An 18722-nucleotide genomic window follows, 5' to 3' on the forward strand; every position below is an offset into this window, starting at 1 on the left:
ATAATAGGAATATGAAACACGAAGTATTGACTCATAGAATCATTGGTTGTGCCATGAAAGTGCATAGCACATTAGGCAATGGCTTTCAGGAAGTGATATATCAAAGGGCGTTAGCCATAGAAATGAGTAAGCAAGGCTTGGATTTTCAACGTGAAATGGAAATGATTGTTTTTTACGAAGGCAAAGATATTGGCACCCGCAGAGTGGATTTTTTTGTGGAAGGCATTATTATGGTGGAATTGAAAGCATTAATAAAACTGGAAGATGTGCATCTGGCACAAGCTATGAACTATTGTCAGGCATACAACCTGCCAATAGGTCTGCTGATAAATTTCGGTGCCAAAAGTTTAGAGTTCAAGAGAGTGTATAATGTCAATCATCCTGACAATAAAGACTACATCAAAAACAATCCTAAAATCTCAAAATCCTCAAAATCCTAATTCTGACAATGGCAGAAAATAAAAACAATTCATCCGACATCATCTTGTATAGTTCCCCCGAAGGAAACATAAAGGTAGAAGTCATTTATTCGGGGGAAACCTTTTGGCTAACCCAAAAACGGATGGCTGAACTTTTTGGCGTAGAAGTTCCAGCCGTGAGTAAACACCTTGCAAATATCTTTGAATCAGGCGAATTGGTTCAGGAGGCAACTGTTTCCATTTTGGAAATAGTTCAACAGGAAGGCAGCCGAAACGTAACCCGAAAAATGGAGTTTTACAATCTGGACGCCATTATTGCTGTGGGTTACAGGGTAAACAGCCGTCAGGCAACCCAATTCCGAATTTGGGCTACCAAAACCCTTCGGGAGTTTATCATCAAAGGTTTTGTGCTGGACGATGAACGCCTGAAACAAGGAAAACGCTTTGGTAAGGACTATTTTGATGAACTCTTAGAACGCATCCGTGAGATACGGGCAAGCGAAAGGCGTTTTTATCAAAAAATTACCGACATCTACGAGCAGTGCAGCATTGACTACAATAAAGAAGCGGACATCACACAAACCTTTTTCAAAACCGTTCAGAACAAATTGCATTGGGCAATTACGGGCAAAACGGCTGCTCAAATCATTGCCGAAAGAGCCAAAGCATCAGAGCCGAACATGGGCTTACAAACTTGGAAAAATGCACCTTCAGGCAAGATTATGAAAACCGATGTGAGCATTGCCAAAAACTACCTGATTGAAAAGGAAATCAAAGAACTGGAACGAGTGGTTACCATGTATCTGGACTATGCCGAAAATCAGGCTGCAAGGCAGATACCGATGAAAATGGCTGATTGGGTGCAGAAAATTGATGCGTTTCTGCAATTCAATGAATACAAAATTTTGAAGGATGCAGGAAAAGTAAGCCATGAAGTTGCCAAGAAACTAGCTGAAAAAGAATATGAGAAATACCGCATCAAACAAGACAAGACTTTTGAAAGCGATTTTGATAAAGAGGTAAAAAAGATAACACCTCCCAAGAAGAAGAAATGAGCAAACCCATCACCGAAAATATCATTGAGCAGTCAGCGATTGAAATTTTGCAATCGCAGGGATGGGAATACGCCAACGGCAAAGAGATTTCACCCGAAGGGCTTTTTTGTGAAAGAGAAAATTTCAGTCAGATTGTTTTGATCAATCGGTTGAGAACTGCCATTGCCAAAATCAATCCTACAATTCCTTTAGATGCACAAGAAGCAGCCGTTCAAAAGGTGTTGCGTATTGCTTCACCTGACTTGTTGCACAACAACGAAGAATTTCACCGTCTGTTAGTGGAGAAAGTAAAAATACCTTATCAGGAAAACGGTTATGAACGCAGCCACGAAGTTGCATTGATTGACTTTGAGCATCCTGCCAACAATCAGTTTTTGGTAGTGAATCAATACACCATCATTGAAAACAATCAGAATAAACGACCTGATGTTTTGCTGTTTGTAAATGGGTTGCCTTTGGTAGTGGTTGAACTGAAAAATGCAGCCAGTGAAAATGCAGACATCAAAAGTGCTTATCAGCAAATACAAACTTACAAATCGATTATTCCAAGTTTATTTACTTACAACGCCATCTGCATTTTATCAGACGGTTTGGAATGTAAAGCAGGAAGCGTTTCAGCAGATTTGAGCCGATACATGACATGGAAAACGGCTGACGGTATAAAAGAAGCATCACGATTTAAGCCACAATTAGAAACCTTATTGAAAGGCATGTTGCAGCCAGCAACTCTTTTGGATTTAGTTCGCAACTTCATTGTGTTTGAAAAGTCGAAAAAGGAAGATGCAAAAACGGGGTTAATACAAATTCAGACCGTAAAGAAATTAGCCGCTTATCATCAATTCTTTGCAGTAAACAAAGCCGTTCAATCAACTGTAAACGCATCAGGTGAAAACGGAGATAAACGAGGCGGTGTAGTTTGGCATACACAAGGTTCAGGTAAAAGTTTGAGTATGGTTTTCTATTCAGGAAAACTCATCACTTCACCCGAAATGAAAAATCCAACCATTGTGGTAATTACAGACCGTAATGATTTGGACGACCAATTGTTTGACACTTTTGCTTCATCAGTTCAGTTGCTAAGACAAGAACCCGTTCAGGCAGAAAACAGAGAACATTTGAAAGAATTGTTGAAAGTGGCAAGTGGTGGAATTGTATTTACAACCATTCAGAAGTTTTTGCCCGAAAACAATAAATCCGTTTACGACCAACTTTCTGACCGTAAAAATGTAGTGGTGATTGCAGATGAAGCACACAGGACACAATACGGTTTTGAAGCGAAATTAGTTGATGAAAAAGATAAAGAAACCAAAGAAGTAATCGGAAAACGCATTGCTTATGGTTTTGCCAAATATATGCGTGATGCTTTGCCAAATGCTACCTACATTGGTTTTACAGGCACACCGATTGAAGGCACAGACGTAAACACTCCGCAGGTTTTCGGCAATTACATTGACCGATACGACATTAAAGATGCTGTTGATGATGGAGCAACAGTTAAAATTTTCTATGAAAGTCGATTGGCTAAAGTAAATCTGGACGAAGAAGGCAGACGATTGATTGAAGAATTTGATAAGGAATTAGAACAAGACGAAGAACTCACCGAAAAGCAGAAAGCTAAAGCCAAATGGACAAAGTTGGAAGCCATTGTTGGGCATCACGACCGAGTAAAAAATTTGGCAAAAGACATTGTAACGCATTTTGAAAAACGGCAAACTGTTTTTGAAGGCAAAGCAATGATTGTAGCCATGAGCCGAAGAATTGCAGCCGACCTTTACAAAGAAATTATCGCACTTCGCCCCGATTGGCACAATGATGATTTGACCAAAGGAGCTATAAAAGTGGTAATGACAACCAACAGTGCAGACGGTCCTGAATTTTCAAAACATCATACCACCAAACAACAACGCAGGGATTTATCGGAACGGATGAAAGACCCTGCTGATGAATTGAAATTGGTAATTGTTCGGGATATGTGGCTGACTGGTTTTGATGCTCCTTGCTTGAATACTATGTATGTTGACAAGCCCATGAGAGGACACAACCTAATGCAAGCTATTGCAAGAGTAAACCGTGTTTTCAAAGACAAGCCAGGCGGTTTGATTGTGGACTATTTAGGCATTGGAACAGATTTGAAAAAGGCACTTTCATTTTATGGTGAAGCAGGTGGAAAGGGCGACCCTGCCGAGAACATTGAAAAAGCATTTGAAATTTTCAAAGAGAAATTGGAAGTCGTTCAGCAAATGTTCAATGAAGACAGCATCACCCGTAACGATATTTTAGTTGAAGAACCCGAAGCATATTATGAAGGCAGTTTCAAATTCAACTACCGCAGATTTTTTGTTGTAGATGCACAGGAAAAACTCTCCATCATTCTGCAAGCAGAAGAACACATTTTAGGCTTACAGGATGGCAAAGAAAGATTTATCAGAGAAGTAAGTTTGTTAAGTCAGGCACTTTCACTTTGTATTACCAAAGAAGAAGTTCAACCACATTTACCCGAAGTTGCGTTTTTCCAAGCCATGAAAGCAAGGTTGGCAAAATTTGATGCTCCAATTGGCGGTGGCAAATCAGATGTAGAAATTGAAACTGCGATTAAGCAAATAGTTGATGAGGCATTGAGCAGCGATAAAGTAATTGACATTTTTGATGCAGCAGGAATTGACAAACCCGAAATTTCAGGACTAGAAATATTATCAGACGAGTTCCTTTTGGAAGTTCAGGGAATGCAGCATAAAAATTTAGCAATCGAATTGCTAAAAAAGATTCTGAACAACGAACTGAAAGTAAGAGCCAAGACAAATCTTGTAAAGAGCAAGAAACTTTTAGAAATGTTGGAAGGTGCTATAAAACGCTATCAAAACAACTTGCTGACAACGGCTGAAATTATTCAGGAACTCATCAACATTGCCAAACAAATTAAAGAAGCTGACAAGGAAGGAGAAAAACTCGGTCTGAATAATGATGAAGTTGCTTTTTACAATGCCCTCGAAATAAACGACAGTGCAGTTCAAGTTTTGGGTGACGACACATTAAAAGAAATTGCAAGAGAAATCGCAGACAAAGTAAGAGCAAACGCAACAATTGACTGGACAATTAGAGAAAGTGCAAGAGCAAAACTCATGGTGCTTGTAAGGCGGACATTAAACAAATACGGCTATCCACCAGACAAGCAACAAAAGGCAATTGACACAGTATTAAAGCAAGCAGAATTATTAGCAGACAATTTAACAGCATGAGAACAAGCCAACGCACAGGTGTAAGCACATTTGCAAGCCGCACAAGCCCAAGCTCAGGGCAAAGCTTGCAAAAGAGCTTCCACCTTTCCCTCGCAGACAAAATTGAAACCACTTGCGGTTCACGAACACCTTTAAAAAACAATTATGAAGTGAGTAATTAAAAAATCTTCTCCCCTAGTGAAAACAAAATACGCAACCGCAAAGTCCAACACGACACGGGCAATGACAGTGAAACTCAACGACAATGGTTTTCAGACACGGTGGACAAGAACGCCAGCTGGTAACAGCGGTTTTGCGTCATGCGGGGTGAAGTGCTTAAATTCAAGTGCAGTTTTTCAATTTAACTTTAGTGCTGGGTTGACAGTTTTGTTCCCTGAAATCCCGCACGAACGCAAAGCCGCAAAACGTTATGTGTCACCCTATTGAAGCATCCTGCACATATACAATCATCCATGACTTTGCCACCCGACCCAACGCTATTTTTAGCACATGGCAAGGCACACAAAACCCAGACACAAGGCCAACCTTGCCAAGAGCTAAAAATGCTAACACACTGCCTACCCACCCCAGCTGACGAATATCTATCATCAGTAGCAATGCACTTCAGCAATATATCTTTATTCAATACACCAAGCCTACCCACCACCCAACTGGCAGACAATTAATAATTTGCCTTTGACAATGACAGCAAACAGGTTATAAAAACTTAACTTAGCGACAAAACATTTAAGTGGACACAGCATATAGTGATATGAACGATACCAAACAAGTAAAAACAAAAAAGCGGGTTGCAGACCATGGAGAAGTGTTTACAAGTGACCGTGAAGTAAACGCAATGCTTGACTTGGTAAAGCAAGAAACAGAACGCACGACCATTGACTGGACAATTAAAGAAAGCGTGCAATCAGCATTAAGACGAAACATCCGAAGGATTTTACGCTTACGCGGTTATCCGCCAGACTTGCAAGAGAAAGCTGTTGAGACAGTAATCACACAGGCAAAGATGCTTGCTGAAGATTTATTAAATGGTGATAAAGAAAATTAGCAGACGCACCAAGTCAGGCACATTATACATCATTAGTAAAGTTTAGGTGTGGTAACTCAAACTTAGCTAATATGGGCGGTTCTTAGGAACTGCCCTTTTTTATTTGTAATTTAGTCGGACAATAGTGTAAAAAAATGATAAATGAATAGTTTCTTCCTACTCTTTCATCATTACATCGCAAATGCTGGGATAATGGTCAGATAAATGCAGGGGGAATGTTTGGTGTTGAATGGGGATGATGGGTTTGCGAAGCAACATCACATCAATACGCAGGGTAGGTGAAATACTATCGTACGTATTGCCTAAGCCAAATCCGGTTTTTAGAAAGGCATCTTGTAATCCTTTACTGAGCTGGTGGTATACATAAGAAGAAGGCACTGCATTTAAATCGCCACAAAACACAAAGGGTAGCCCCGTTGTATCCATCACTGCACGAATACGGACTGCCTGAGCTACATGCACCTTATCAAAATAACGCAGTTTTGCAAAGGTAGATTTTTGTAAAAAAAGTGTAGTATCAGGTTTATAGAACTGCGATTCAACCGGCATGGCCTGACTGCTGTGCAAATTCATGGAACGCAAATGGGCATTGATGATACGGAACCTTTGTTGCCCATATTGAATGGTAACCCATTGAAAATCTTCTTTAAAATGCTCGGGATTGGGCAATGGAATGACGGCAGAATCAACAATCGGTAAACGCGAAAAAATGACAATACCATTTTGCTGTAGGTTATTCCCATCAATGCCAAATGAAAAATTATTGACAAAAGCTGTGTAGGGATAATGCAAAGAATCGCGGATATAAGGCAAGGTGGAACGAAATTTTTTCCCCGTAGCGGTTGCAAAGTCCTGAAAGCAAAGAATATCGGCATTCGATTGTTGAATAAAGGCAAGCATTTGCCGACGGGGATTGCCGGGTATATCATTTGCAATGGAAGCATTTAAAAATTCGTTCACATTCCATGATACAATACGAATGCTGCCTGCAGATTTTTCCATTGTAAAGGGTTTTCCGGGATGAAACCCCCAAACCGAACGAATATTGGTATATCCGCAAGCCAATACTAAGAAAAACAACCAACTGTATTTTTTAAATAGCAGAAATGATATCAGGCAAACCCCAATCATCCCTGCCAACAGCAATGGGAAAGCCAGCGATAGAAAAGTCATAGGCCAAAAATGAATCGGGTTTACAAAGGGTGTAAGTACCGATAGCGCATACACACCACTATAGCCTATGCAAACAATTCCTGTAAATTTTTTGAAAACAGCTATTGCAAAAAAAGCCATAATGGGTTATAAATCTTTACTGGCCTTTTTTAAAAATTCTTTTTCTTCCTCACTCAGCATGTGGTAGCCATGCTGGTTAATTTTATCCAAAATATCATCTAAACGCTGTTGGGTAATATTCGGTGTTTTTTGAAAGGGCTTTGTATTGCTCTGGTAAAACAGTTTTTCTTTGATAGTTGCAGTTTTGTTTTTCTTTTCCGGATTAAATAGATCATCTACCCATTGTACCGTACGGTGCATCCAGTTGCCCCAGTCTTTGCCTCTTTTTAATTGGCGTATGTATAAGAAACCCACCATGCCGCCTGTTAAATGAGCAATGGCATTACCGCCGTTTTGGCTGGCAATGGTTGCGTAATCAATGGCTACAAAAATTAAGGTTAGTACCCAAATGGGAATACCTCCGTTAATAAGTGGAAAAATTCTATAATCGGGGGCTAAGGTGGTAGTTGCCACGGCAATACCCATTACCGCTGCACCTCCGCCCATTAATGCAGGAGTAAATGCAATGTTTTGGTATAATGCAGGAATTAAGTTAACACTCAACACAAATGCAATACCGCCAAAAAAGCCTCCATACAAGTAAATGGGCATAATATTTTTATTGCCGGCTAAATCTTGTAAAATATAACCAAAAGCCCATATCCATAAAACGGTGCTGATAATACCCCAAACGCTGTAGGTGGTGAACATATAGGTAAGAATGGTCCATATTCTGGGGAAGAAAATTGCTGTATCGGCGGGTAGTGTCAGCCAGTTTACAATTTGTTTTTGAAAAAACAGGCCTGCGGTTGCATTGCTATCGTAAGAAAGGAAGTAAACAATTTTGATGAAAGTAAGCGATACAAAAAAAAGTGCATTCAGAATAATCAAAAAAACCAGTGCATTATTGTTTTCACCTAATAAAGGTCTTCTGCGGGTATTATGCATTTCGCTCAGGTTCATACATTAAAATTGCAAAAAATTACGCAATTAGAAGGTTAAATTGCTTTAATAAAACGAACTTCTGTTGTTTTTGTTCCAGAAATACACCAAAATAATACCTACCAAAGCACCGCCTAAGTGGGCAAAATGGGCCACATCATCGCCGGCTGAGTTTTTAATGCCTAAGTACAACTCAAATGCGGCATACATGATTACAAACCATTTGGCTTTAATGGGTACAAAGAAGTATAAGTAAATTTTTGTATTGGGAAACAAATAGCCAAAGGCAGCCAAACAGCCAAAAACGGCTCCCGATGCACCAATGGTAGCTTCATTAAGACGGTCTAAGAAATTAACTTTGTACAGTTGTTGGGTGGTGGGGTCTAAACTATTAAAAGCATCAATTAAGTGCTGGGTTTGAAAGTACAACACAATTAAGTGGCTAAAAGCGGCACCCAAACCACAAATAATATAAAAGGTTAAAAAACGTTTGGGCCCCCAAAGGTTTTCTAATACAGAGCCAAACATCCATAAAGCAAACATATTGAAGAAAATATGTTCAAATCCGCCATGCATAAACATGTGCGTAATCAATTGCCAGGGTTTGAACAATGGGCTTTGAAAGGTGTGCAGGGCAAACAAATCATCCATATTAATGAAACCTTGCCTGCCAATCGTTATTTGTGCCAGAAATACCAAACCATTAATAATGATCAGGTTTTTAATCACCAATGGTAAAATCTGAAATCGTCCGGGCCTGAATTCTGTCATGCTACAATATTATGGGTTTATAAATGCTTCTTTTAACCGAAGCTGCACAATGTTTTCAATATGGAAGGTATGCGGAAACATATCTACCGGCTGCACCTTTGTAACGGTGTATTTTTCATCCAGCAAAGCCAAATCTCTTGCCTGTGTGGCCGGATTACAGCTTACATATACCACCAAAGGGGCAGCAATATCCAATAATTTCCGTGTTAATTTTTCGTTCATGCCTGCCCTTGGCGGATCGGTAATAATCACATCAGGACGGCCATTTTGTTCAAAAAAATCATCGGTACAAACTTTGTTCACATCCCCGGCAAAGAAGGCGGCATCCTGAATGCCGTTTATGGCAGCATTTTCTTTGGCATCTTCAATGGCTTCGGGAACCGTTTCCACCCCAACAATTTTTTTGGCCTGTTTGCTTACAAAAATACCAATACTTCCGGTTCCGCAATATAAATCATACACGGTTTGCGTGCCATTTAATTCGGCCAATTCGCGAATGAGGCGGTACAGTTGTTCACCCTGTGCAGTATTGGTTTGAAAGAATGATTTAGGCCCAATTTTAAATTGAAAATCTTCCAGGGTTTCAATAATAAAACCTGGCCCTTTCCAGGTATGCACGGGCAAATCATAAATGCTGTCGTTAAATTTTGGATTGATGGTATACAGCAGGGTGGTAATTTCAGGAAATTGGCGGTCAATGTTTTGCAGCAGAGCTTCGCGCAGCGGTTTGTCTTCATAGCCCATTACAATATTCACCATCAGTTCGCCCGAACGGGCCAAACGAATCATAACATTCCGCAGCCATCCGGTATGCAGGCGTGCATCATAAAAGGGAATGTTTTGTTGCCGGCCAAAAGCCACAATGGCCTTCCTGATGGCATTGGCCGGTTCGTTTTGCAGGTAACAGGTATCTATTTCCACCACCTTATCAAAAACTCCTTTGGCATGAAAACCACCATAGCCGGCTACTTCGTTCCCGGCAATTTCATGGGCCGGCAGTTGTTTAAAATCGGCTTTGGGAATGTATTTTTTATTGGAAAAAGTAAACTCTAATTTGTTGCGGTAGCCCTTGGTTTCGGCAGCGCCCACAATGGGATCAAACGGTGGAAGGTTAATTTTGGCAATACGGATAAGATGGTCGCTAACCTGTTTTGCCTTGTATTGTAATTGCAAGGCATAAGGCAGCATTTGCCAGGAACATCCGCCACAGGTACCAAAATGACTGCAAAAAGGTTGTTCGCGTTGAGGCGATAATTGTGTAAAGGCAATCGCTTCACCCTCCGCCCAATCTTTCTTGTTTCTGTGCAATAATACATTTACCACATCACCGGGTACTGCTTTTTCAATAAACAGCACTTTCCCGTTTATACGAGCAATGGATTTGCCTTCGGCAGCATAATCTTCTACCAAAATATTTTCCAGAATAATTCTTTCCTTCTTTTTTCTCACAGGCGCAAAAATAACATCCTAAGCCTTTGATTGCGTATTTACAACTATTAAAAAAGGTTTTTATGGAAGGATTAACGCAACCTTTACTACCATTCCTTACATTTACAATATCTATTTTTACAGTATGAAGAACCTCCGCCTCGTTTTTTGCATCGCATTGTTGTTACCCTTTTGTGTCATAGCACAACAAAAAAAAACACCCGTTCACACTACTTCTGCAACCGGGCATAACATACATATACAATTAAAACCATTTAAAAACACCACTATTTATTTGGGTACCTATTATGGCAAGGGTAAAACATTAGCCGATTCTGCCGTGCTAAACAGCAATAGCGAAGGTGCTTTTAAAGGCAGTAAGTCCTTAACGGAAGGGATTTATTTTGTGGTATCGCCCCAATACACCATACAATTTGAAGTGTTGATTGGTAAAGAACAGCATTTTAACATTGTGGCCGATTCAGCTAATAAATTGCATCCCTTAATTACCGGCTCACCCGATAATACTTTGTTTTTGCAATATTCTCAAGAAAGTTACCGGTTGGGTAGTGATATAGATGCCCTGCAAAAATCATTGGCCTTGCAACATACCCGTGCTGATTCTTTAAAGATAGAAGCACAATTAAAAAGCCTTTCTGAAAAATTACACCAGAGCCGCGAAAATATTATTCATCAACACCCTAACTCATTACTCGCTTTTTTATTACAAGCCATGCAGCGCCCCGAAATACCTGCTATACCGGTAGTAAACGGCAAGCCCGATTCGTTGTATCCTTTCAGATATGTAAAAGAACATTATTGGGATGATGTGTTGTTTAATGATGACCGCTTGCTGCATACACCCTTCTTCGAACCAAAATTAGATGATTATTTTAAGTATTATGTATCACCAGCGCCCGATTCTATTATCAATGAAGTAAATTATATGTTACTCTCTGCCCGTACCGGTAAAGAAATATATCCGTATTTGCTTACCAAATTCACCAACAAATACCTCAATCCCGAATACATGGGGCAGGATAAAGTTTTTCTTTTTTTATATGAAAACTTTTATGCCAAAGGCGATACCGTTATTCTGAATGCCGAATCTAAAAAAATGATTACGGACAGGGCTTATAGTATGATGGCCAATCAAATTGGTGCACAGGCACCCGAACTGAATTTAACCGATACAGTAGGTAAAAATATTTCCTTATACAGTTTAAAGGCGCCATTTACCGTAGTAGTATTCTGGGATCCCACCTGTGGTCACTGCAAAGAAGAATTGCCCCGTATTGATTCTATATACAAAGCACGCTGGAAGGCGATGGGGGTAAAATTATACAGCGTAAATGTAAATGAAGCAAGAATGGATGATATGAAGCAGTTTGTTCAGGAGCATCATTTTAGTCCCGATTGGTTGATTACCTATCAAACCAAAGAAGCCCGGTTAGCTGAACAAAAAGCCAATGAACCCAATTACCGGCAATTGTATGATGTGTTTAAAACACCTACTTTGTATTTGTTAGATGATGAAAAGCACATCATTGCCAAACAATTAACCATTGAGCAGATAAATAATTTGATGCAGGTTAAACGCACTCAAAAACAATAAAAGCATTTTTTCTTTCCTAATGTAAACAGCTTGATGTATTTTACTGGTTCAAACATTGCGGCTATTCCTTTTAAATAGGCAGGCTGCTTAAAACAGACGATATGCAATACATCAAAGCTTTATTCCTACTGCTTTTAATATCTACTTCCGCTGAAATGGTAATGGCACAAAGTGCAGTCACTTCTCCGTTTGATACCACCATGTATGGTCGAAATGAAAAAGCCGGACACTATGTGCATACAAGAGGTATCAATATGTACTATGAAACCTATGGCAACGGTGCCCCCTTGCTGATTATACATGGCAATGGCGGTTCCATCAATAATTTTCTATATCAAATACCTTATTTCTCAAAAGAATATCGGGTAATATTAGCCGATAGCCGGGCACAGGGCAAAACAACCGATACCGGCGATTCATTAAGTTATGAAATGATGACTGATGATTTAAATGCCCTGCTCGATACCCTGCAAGTAGACTCCTGCTATGTAATTGGCTGGAGCGATGGCGGCATTAACGGTTTGTTGCTGGCTATTCGCCACCCTGATAAAGTAAAAAAATTAGCCGTAACCGGCGCCAATTTATGGCCCGATACAACCGCCATTGACCCTTGGGTACGCCAATGGGCACTACATTTAAACGATACTTTGGCCAAAATGCCCGCCACCCCGGCGGTAAAAAGAGAACGCAAGTTGGCACATTTGCTATCGTACGAACCGCATATTACCCTGGCACAACTGCATACCATACAATGTCCCACATTGGTGATTGGTGGCGATCATGATGTGATACGCCCCATTCAAACCCTGCTGATAGCAGAAAACATTCCCCAATCGTATTTATGGATTTTACCCAATTCCGGCCATTCCACCCCCATTGTGTATAAAGACGATTTTAACCGGCAGGTCGATTTGTTTTTTAAAACACCCTACCGCAACATTGAAAAAGAGGCGCGGTTTGAATAACCCATCGGTTAAAAATTACCCGGCCGGTAGCACCCCTCTTCGATACTGCTTCAAAACAACAGCGTTGCGCAACGCTGTAACTCCGTAATTGCCTGCCGGAATGATGGGCGATTGCTTAATTTAAATGTCATTAACAATCTTGATCTGATATACTTGCCCAAAAAACTAAAATGACTTTTGGATAGGTTCAATTGAAATGAAGTTTGGATGCAGCTAAAGCACTACAAAATTTACAAATCATTTCATAGAAATAAAACTGAGTGTAAGTTTACTATCTGATTGAAATGATTTTAATTTTCAATATTCAGTTTCCTATCAGTTAAGATATTTTTTAACTTCTTTACGTTAAATTGATATATATAAAAAAGAATATTTTATTAGGGGGAATAAATCATTACAGCATAGTGCAGGACAGTTGGTAAAATAACATTTTTTATTTTTAGGTAATTAAAATAATTTATCGCTATTGATTTTTATCTGACTAATGCTACTAATTATTAGTTATATAGCGTAATATTTTTATTTTAATGTTTAATAATTAATCTAAAACTGATTGCTATGCTAAAAAAACTACTTCTGTTTTTAAAACAGAAAAGAGGCTCAATGATTGTTTTCTTTCTGTTTTTCTCATCATTTTCAATTGCCCAGCAAAAAATTACAGTAAATGGAACTGTTGTGGGAGAAAATGATGTTCCATTGTCAGGTGTGTCTGTGCACGTAGCAGGAACTACAACCGGCATCACTACGGATGCGCAAGGAAAGTTTACGTTGCAAGTTAATAAAGGTGCTACGCTTGTTTTGTCGTTTGTGGGTTACGAAGAAAAGCAAGTAAAAGTAAATAATGGAGGAAGTGTTGGAAATATTCAGATGGTTTCAACAGCTTCTGCTGCATTAGGGGAAGTGGTGGTAGTGGGTTATGGTAAACAGAAAAAAGTAAGTGTAATTGGTGCAATTTCCTCTATTTCTGCTAAAGAAATATTACAAAGTCCTTCGTCTAGTCTAGCGACGACATTAGCTGGTCGATTACCAGGACTAATTTCGATTCAAAGAGATGGAGATCCTGGTAGACCTAACTTAGATATATTTATTCGTGGAAGAAGCACCCTTAATAACCAAACTCCCTTGATATTGGTTGATGGAATAGAAAGAGACTTTAACCTTTTAGATCCTAATGATATTGCAACTGTTTCAATTTTAAAAGATGCATCAGCAACGGCAGTATATGGCGTGCGTGGGGCTAATGGAGTAATCTTAGTAACCAGTCGCCGTGGTAAGGCTGAAAAGACGGAAATAAGTTTTTCTATGGATCAGGCAGGAAATTCTTTTACAAGATATCCAAAAACTGTTAACGCATATGACTATGCGACATTGTTAAATCAAGCTTTAATTAATGATGGTGGCCAAGCTAAATATACACAATCAGATTTGAATCATTATAAGAATCATGATGAACCGGCCCTTTATCCGGATAATAATTGGTCAAAAATATTTATTAGAAATGAAGCTCCACAAAGCAGATATAACCTGAACATTTCTGGAGGAAATACACAATTCAAATATTTTGTTTCAGCTGGATATTATTCAGAACAAGGTGTATATAGGACAGTTTATAATTCTGCATTTAATTACAATCCTGCATTTTTTAATAAAAGATATAATTTTCGATCAAATATTGATGCCAATATTTCTAAAAGCCTAGTATTGACGTTAAATACTTCGGGTTATTTGTCAAAAATAAATTCCCCTGGTTACAGTAAGAATGTTTCTTCAATTGTAGGAGATAACATACATATTACACCAGCAAATGCGTATAATTTATTGGACCCTCAAGGACATGTACTTTCTTATCCATCTGCAGTAAATGGGCCTACCTATGGCTTTCTCAATAGAAGTGGATTTATTCAGGAAGATTTAAATAATATAAATTCAACTTTTGCGCTTGAACAGAAGTTGTCTTCTATTGTAACTGGTTTATCTGTGAAAGTTCAATACTCATTCGATGGGGTTACTCAAAATACTCAACAAAGATCTCAATCATTTGCGCAATATTATGCAAATAAAGTCCAAGCACAAAATGGTACTGATAGTGTTACTTATGTTCCAAGGTCTTCTCAACTTCAAGACGCGCCATTAACCTCTGCACAGTTATTTTCTTATTCTTCGCATACTAACCTGCAGGCATCAATAAATTATGCCAATAACTTTGGAAAGCACGCAATTACGGGACTTATCTTATATAATCAGGATAAAAAAATTATAAATATTGATCTGCCTTATAATTTAATTGGTATTGCAGGTAGGGCAACCTACAATTACGATGAAAAGTATTTCGGCGAAGTTAACTTTGGATATAATGGATCAGAACAATTCGCAAAAGGTAAACGATTTGGTTTTTTCCCCTCTTTCTCTGCTGGATGGTTAATTTCCAAAGAGGATTTTTTTAAGAATATAAAGTTTGTAAACTCCTTTAAGATTAGAGCAACTTATGGATTGGTTGGCAATGATAGATTTAATGCTGCAAGATTTTTGTATCTTGATGATTACCAAATTACAGGGTCTGCATGGCCATCTTTAGGGTCAAGTGTGGTTGAGAATTTAATTGGAAATCCAAATGTTACTTGGGAGACATCTAAGAAAGCTAACATAGGCATTGATGCTGTTTTATTTAATAATTTAACTTTGACTGCAGATTATTTTACTGAAAAAAGAGATAATATATTATACCAGAGAGGCACAGTACCAATCTTATTTGGATCAACCGCTCTTCCCCCCGTAAATTTAGGAAAAGTCGACAATCATGGTTTTGAGATTGATATTAATTATAATAACCGGGTATCAGATAATTTTTCCTATTTTATAAAAGGAAATTTATCTTATGCAAGAAATAAGATAATTTATTTGGATGAACCTAAGTTGCCGTCAAATTATGCCGTGCTCACAAGGGCAACAGGCTTTCAGATTGGCCAGTACTTTGGCTACAAAGTTGCCGGATATTTCAAGGATCAGAACGATGTTAATAATTCTCCAAGTCAAACAAGCCTTGGAGGAACTCCTCAACCTGGCGATTTTAAATATGTTGATGTGAATCATGATGGTAAGATTAATAATGCAGATATTGTCCCAATAGGAAACAGTACAGTTCCAAATTACACTACAGGTTTTGCCCTTGGATTTAATTATAAAGCATTTGATTTCAGTGTTTTATTTCAAGGTGCATTTCAAGTTTCACAATATGTTTCAGGGCAAGGCCTATATGAAACCTATAATTTCTTCACACAACATTTATATGCCTGGACCCCTGAACGGGCTACACAAGGGTTAAAAATAGATTATCCAAGACTTTCATTAGTAAATCAAAATAATAAGCAAACAAATGATTTCTTTCTTGACAACGGGGCATTTATACGCTTGAAAAATGCAGAAATTGGTTACACTTTAACAAATCGTTTCACAAAAAAAATATTCGCAAAAAAAATAAGATTTTATGCAAATGGATTCAATATTGCTATTCTATGGGATGCCACGCGATATAAAAACTATGATCCTGAATATGCTTCAGGTGTAGGAAGCACAACTCCAATTTCAAGAGTGCTAAACTTTGGAGTGAACATAATCTTTTAGAAATCTTCAGATAAATAATAATAGCAATTTAAACTTAAATAATATGAAATCGAATAAATTCTCAATAATCATTTTACTTATTTTTCTAATTATTTTTAATAGTTGTAAAAAAAATATTTTAGATGTAACTCCAAGCGGCAGAATAGATGTAAGTATTGTTTTTAATGATGAAGCTACAGCAAAAAATTACTTAGCAACTGTTTATACCCAATTACCCCATTACCTAAATAATTACTGGTGGTTTTCAATGTTAGCACCGAAAAGCGATGAAGCTGCTGACGGTGATTATGGTGTAAATGCATTATCTACTTCACAATGGAATTCGGGTCAGTTATCTCCTAGTTATAATCCACTCGGAATCAATCAGACTCCCTCAACAAATTATTGGGATGTTGATTGGAAAGGTATTAGAAATGCAAATATTTATTTAGAAAACGTTGATAAAGTTCCAAACATGTCGGAAAGTGAAAAAGTTGAAACTAAAGCCGAAGCTAGGGGATTAAGAGCCTATTTTTATTTTGAGCTTTTGAGGAATTATGGTTCGGTTCCAATTATTACTAATTCATTGCCTGTTAATTACGATTTTACGAAAATAAAAAGAAGTACTAATGATTCATGTGCTCATTTTATAGCTTCAGAATGTGAACAGGTTTATAATTCTCTAAGTACTACTTATATCAAAAGAAATAGTTCGGAAGTTAATCGTATAAGTGGAGCATTTGCGTTAGCATTAAAATCAAGGGCTTTATTATATAATGCAAGCCCACTCAATAATCCTACAAACGATAAATCAAAATGGCAAGAAGCTGCCAATGCCGCAAAAGCAGTTCTCAACCTGGCTGATCAGGGCTATTTTTCTTTATATGCTAATTATGCTTCAATTTTTACGAAAAAAGATCAAGGCAGTGATGATCCTTCATTTCAGGAAATTATCTATCAAACTGATAATAATAATACTGGAAACCAATTTTTCTCTGCTGTAAATGGAATTCCATCTGCAAGTGCGGTTAAAGCAGGAACATGTCCCTCTCAAGAACTGGTAGATTCTTATGAAATGGTTGATGGAACACAACCGATTCTCGGATATAGTGACAACACACATTTAAATCCTATTTATAATCCAAATTCAAGTTATGACCCTAATAATCCATATAAAAATAGAGATCCAAGACTTGCAGCAAGTATATTTTGTAACGGAAATATATGGGGAAATATTAATGGGGTCTCTCATACTGTAGCCTCCTATGTTGGAGGGGCCGATGGCTTAATTGAGCAGGGTAGCAGAACACATACCCGCACCGGATATTATATTGCTAAGTGGATTGATACCAGGTTAGGAAACGGAAATGCACAGGTCGCCCAAAATTCAACTGACCTTCATTGGACAATTTTCAGACTCGCAGAATTTTATTTAAATTATGCAGAGGCGATGAATGAGGTTTCTGGACCGACTCAGGAGGTTTATAATGCTGTAAACAAAATTCGTTCAAGAGCTGGCATTGCAAATTTACCAGGTGGATTGTCACAAGATCAAATGAGAAACAGAATTCATAATGAACGTAGAGTGGAGTTAGCGTTTGAGGAACATCGGTTTTATGATGTTAGGAGATGGAAAATCTTAGATCAAACTGACCGATTGGTAACTGGTATGAAAATTACTCCTAGTAGTACCGGAAATAGTTTTTCTACAAATTTATATAACCCAAGTAGCGGTCATAGCCCTCTCCATATTGATGCAGGCACATCTGTCGCAGTGCAGTTCTCAGCGAACCAGCCTTTTAATTATGTGGGAGCAACTTGTCCTGGTTACGGAACTAATACAGGAGGGTTGACATTTACTTTGTATAATTGGGATACGGATTTTTCTACTACTATTGCTGGAATACCAATAGGGTCAATAGATTTCACAAATTTTGCAGATAATTCTACCTTAATTTACACAAGTAGTACAATATTGCCTGTTGGGAATTATTTATTACTCATTCATAACCCAGTTAATAATGTAGGAGTTTGGCAACATCCTGATTCTGGGGGAACTGGAGTTAATATTTTCGTAAATGGAAACCCGGCGACTGGAAGTTTTGAGTCTCTTTATGGATATAAATCGATGTCAGCGGCTTTTAACTATCAAAGAATTTTAGTAGAAAATCGCAGTGCATATGATAGTAGATTTCTTGTATTTCCTTATCCAATTGGAGAAATAACCAAAATGCCTAACGTAACACAAAATCCAGGCTGGTAACAAATGAAAATTTAGAGGTAGGTATATTTAATCATTTTCCTGACTTGTCCGATTTAGTGCGGTCTAAGAATTTTTGTGATAATTTCTTGTAGATGATTCGGCACATGAGCT

General features: G+C 38.2%; 12 protein-coding genes. 8 read left to right on the forward strand and 4 right to left on the reverse strand.

Going from position 1 to position 18722, the window contains the following annotated elements:
- Window positions 1-11: 11 nt before the first annotated feature.
- The 4 genes from JK139_RS11495 to JK139_RS11510 all read left to right on the forward strand — a co-directional run bounded on the left by JK139_RS11495 (window position 12) and on the right by JK139_RS11510 (window position 5755).
- Window positions 12-440: a GxxExxY protein gene (locus JK139_RS11495; RefSeq protein ID WP_074419425.1), complete on the forward strand. Its 429-nt coding sequence runs from the start codon at window positions 12-14 to the stop codon at window positions 438-440.
- An 8-nt stretch (window positions 441-448) separates the two neighbouring features.
- Window positions 449-1474 carry a virulence RhuM family protein gene (locus JK139_RS11500; RefSeq protein WP_074419424.1) on the forward strand — a complete coding sequence of 342 codons (1026 nt, stop codon included), beginning with the start codon at window positions 449-451 and terminating at the stop codon, window positions 1472-1474.
- Window positions 1471-4710, forward strand: coding sequence for a type I restriction endonuclease subunit R (locus JK139_RS11505; protein WP_074419423.1), 3240 nt, complete (start codon window positions 1471-1473; stop codon window positions 4708-4710). Before JK139_RS11500 ends, JK139_RS11505 begins: the two co-directional genes overlap by 4 nt.
- Before the next feature lie 751 nt (window positions 4711-5461).
- Window positions 5462-5755, forward strand: coding sequence for a type I restriction enzyme endonuclease domain-containing protein (locus JK139_RS11510; protein ID WP_074419422.1), 294 nt, complete (start codon window positions 5462-5464; stop codon window positions 5753-5755).
- A 156-nt stretch (window positions 5756-5911) separates the two neighbouring features.
- Here JK139_RS11510 and JK139_RS11515 read toward each other — a convergent pair whose 3' ends face one another.
- Genes JK139_RS11515 through rlmD form a run of 4 tightly spaced genes read right to left on the reverse strand, consistent with a single transcriptional unit; the run spans window position 5912 to window position 10189 of the window.
- Complete coding sequence (locus JK139_RS11515; protein WP_074419421.1) at window positions 5912-7048, reverse strand: endonuclease/exonuclease/phosphatase family protein; 1137 nt, start codon at window positions 7046-7048, stop codon at window positions 5912-5914.
- Window positions 7049-7054: 6 nt separating this feature from the next.
- Complete coding sequence (locus JK139_RS11520) at window positions 7055-7990, reverse strand: rhomboid family intramembrane serine protease (RefSeq protein WP_074419420.1); 936 nt, start codon at window positions 7988-7990, stop codon at window positions 7055-7057.
- Window positions 7991-8035: 45 nt separating this feature from the next.
- Window positions 8036-8740 carry a rhomboid family intramembrane serine protease gene (locus JK139_RS11525; RefSeq protein ID WP_074419419.1) on the reverse strand — a complete coding sequence of 235 codons (705 nt, stop codon included), beginning with the start codon at window positions 8738-8740 and terminating at the stop codon, window positions 8036-8038.
- 9 nt (window positions 8741-8749) lie between these two features.
- A complete protein-coding gene (gene rlmD / locus JK139_RS11530) occupies window positions 8750-10189 on the reverse strand; it encodes a 23S rRNA (uracil(1939)-C(5))-methyltransferase RlmD (protein ID WP_074419863.1) in 1440 nt (479 codons plus the stop codon).
- A gap of 124 nt (window positions 10190-10313) precedes the next feature.
- On the opposite strand from rlmD, the gene JK139_RS11535 reads away from it, so the two are divergent.
- The 4 genes from JK139_RS11535 (at window position 10314) to JK139_RS11550 (ending at window position 18611) form a co-directional block, all read left to right on the forward strand.
- Window positions 10314-11783 (forward strand): TlpA family protein disulfide reductase, encoded by a 1470-nt coding sequence (locus JK139_RS11535; protein WP_081301262.1) that lies wholly within the window; start codon window positions 10314-10316, stop codon window positions 11781-11783.
- Window positions 11784-11884: 101 nt separating this feature from the next.
- Window positions 11885-12748: an alpha/beta fold hydrolase gene (locus JK139_RS11540; RefSeq protein ID WP_074419865.1), complete on the forward strand. Its 864-nt coding sequence runs from the start codon at window positions 11885-11887 to the stop codon at window positions 12746-12748.
- A 558-nt stretch (window positions 12749-13306) separates the two neighbouring features.
- Complete coding sequence (locus JK139_RS11545) at window positions 13307-16369, forward strand: SusC/RagA family TonB-linked outer membrane protein (protein WP_218331323.1); 3063 nt, start codon at window positions 13307-13309, stop codon at window positions 16367-16369.
- Between the two features lie 43 nt (window positions 16370-16412).
- Window positions 16413-18611, forward strand: coding sequence for a RagB/SusD family nutrient uptake outer membrane protein (locus tag JK139_RS11550; RefSeq protein ID WP_218331324.1), 2199 nt, complete (start codon window positions 16413-16415; stop codon window positions 18609-18611).
- The last annotated feature ends 111 nt before the right edge of the window (window positions 18612-18722 follow it).

The sequence above is a fragment of the Hydrotalea lipotrueae genome, assembly GCF_019249625.1.
GTDB classification, from domain to species: Bacteria; Bacteroidota; Bacteroidia; order Chitinophagales; family Chitinophagaceae; genus Hydrotalea; species Hydrotalea flava.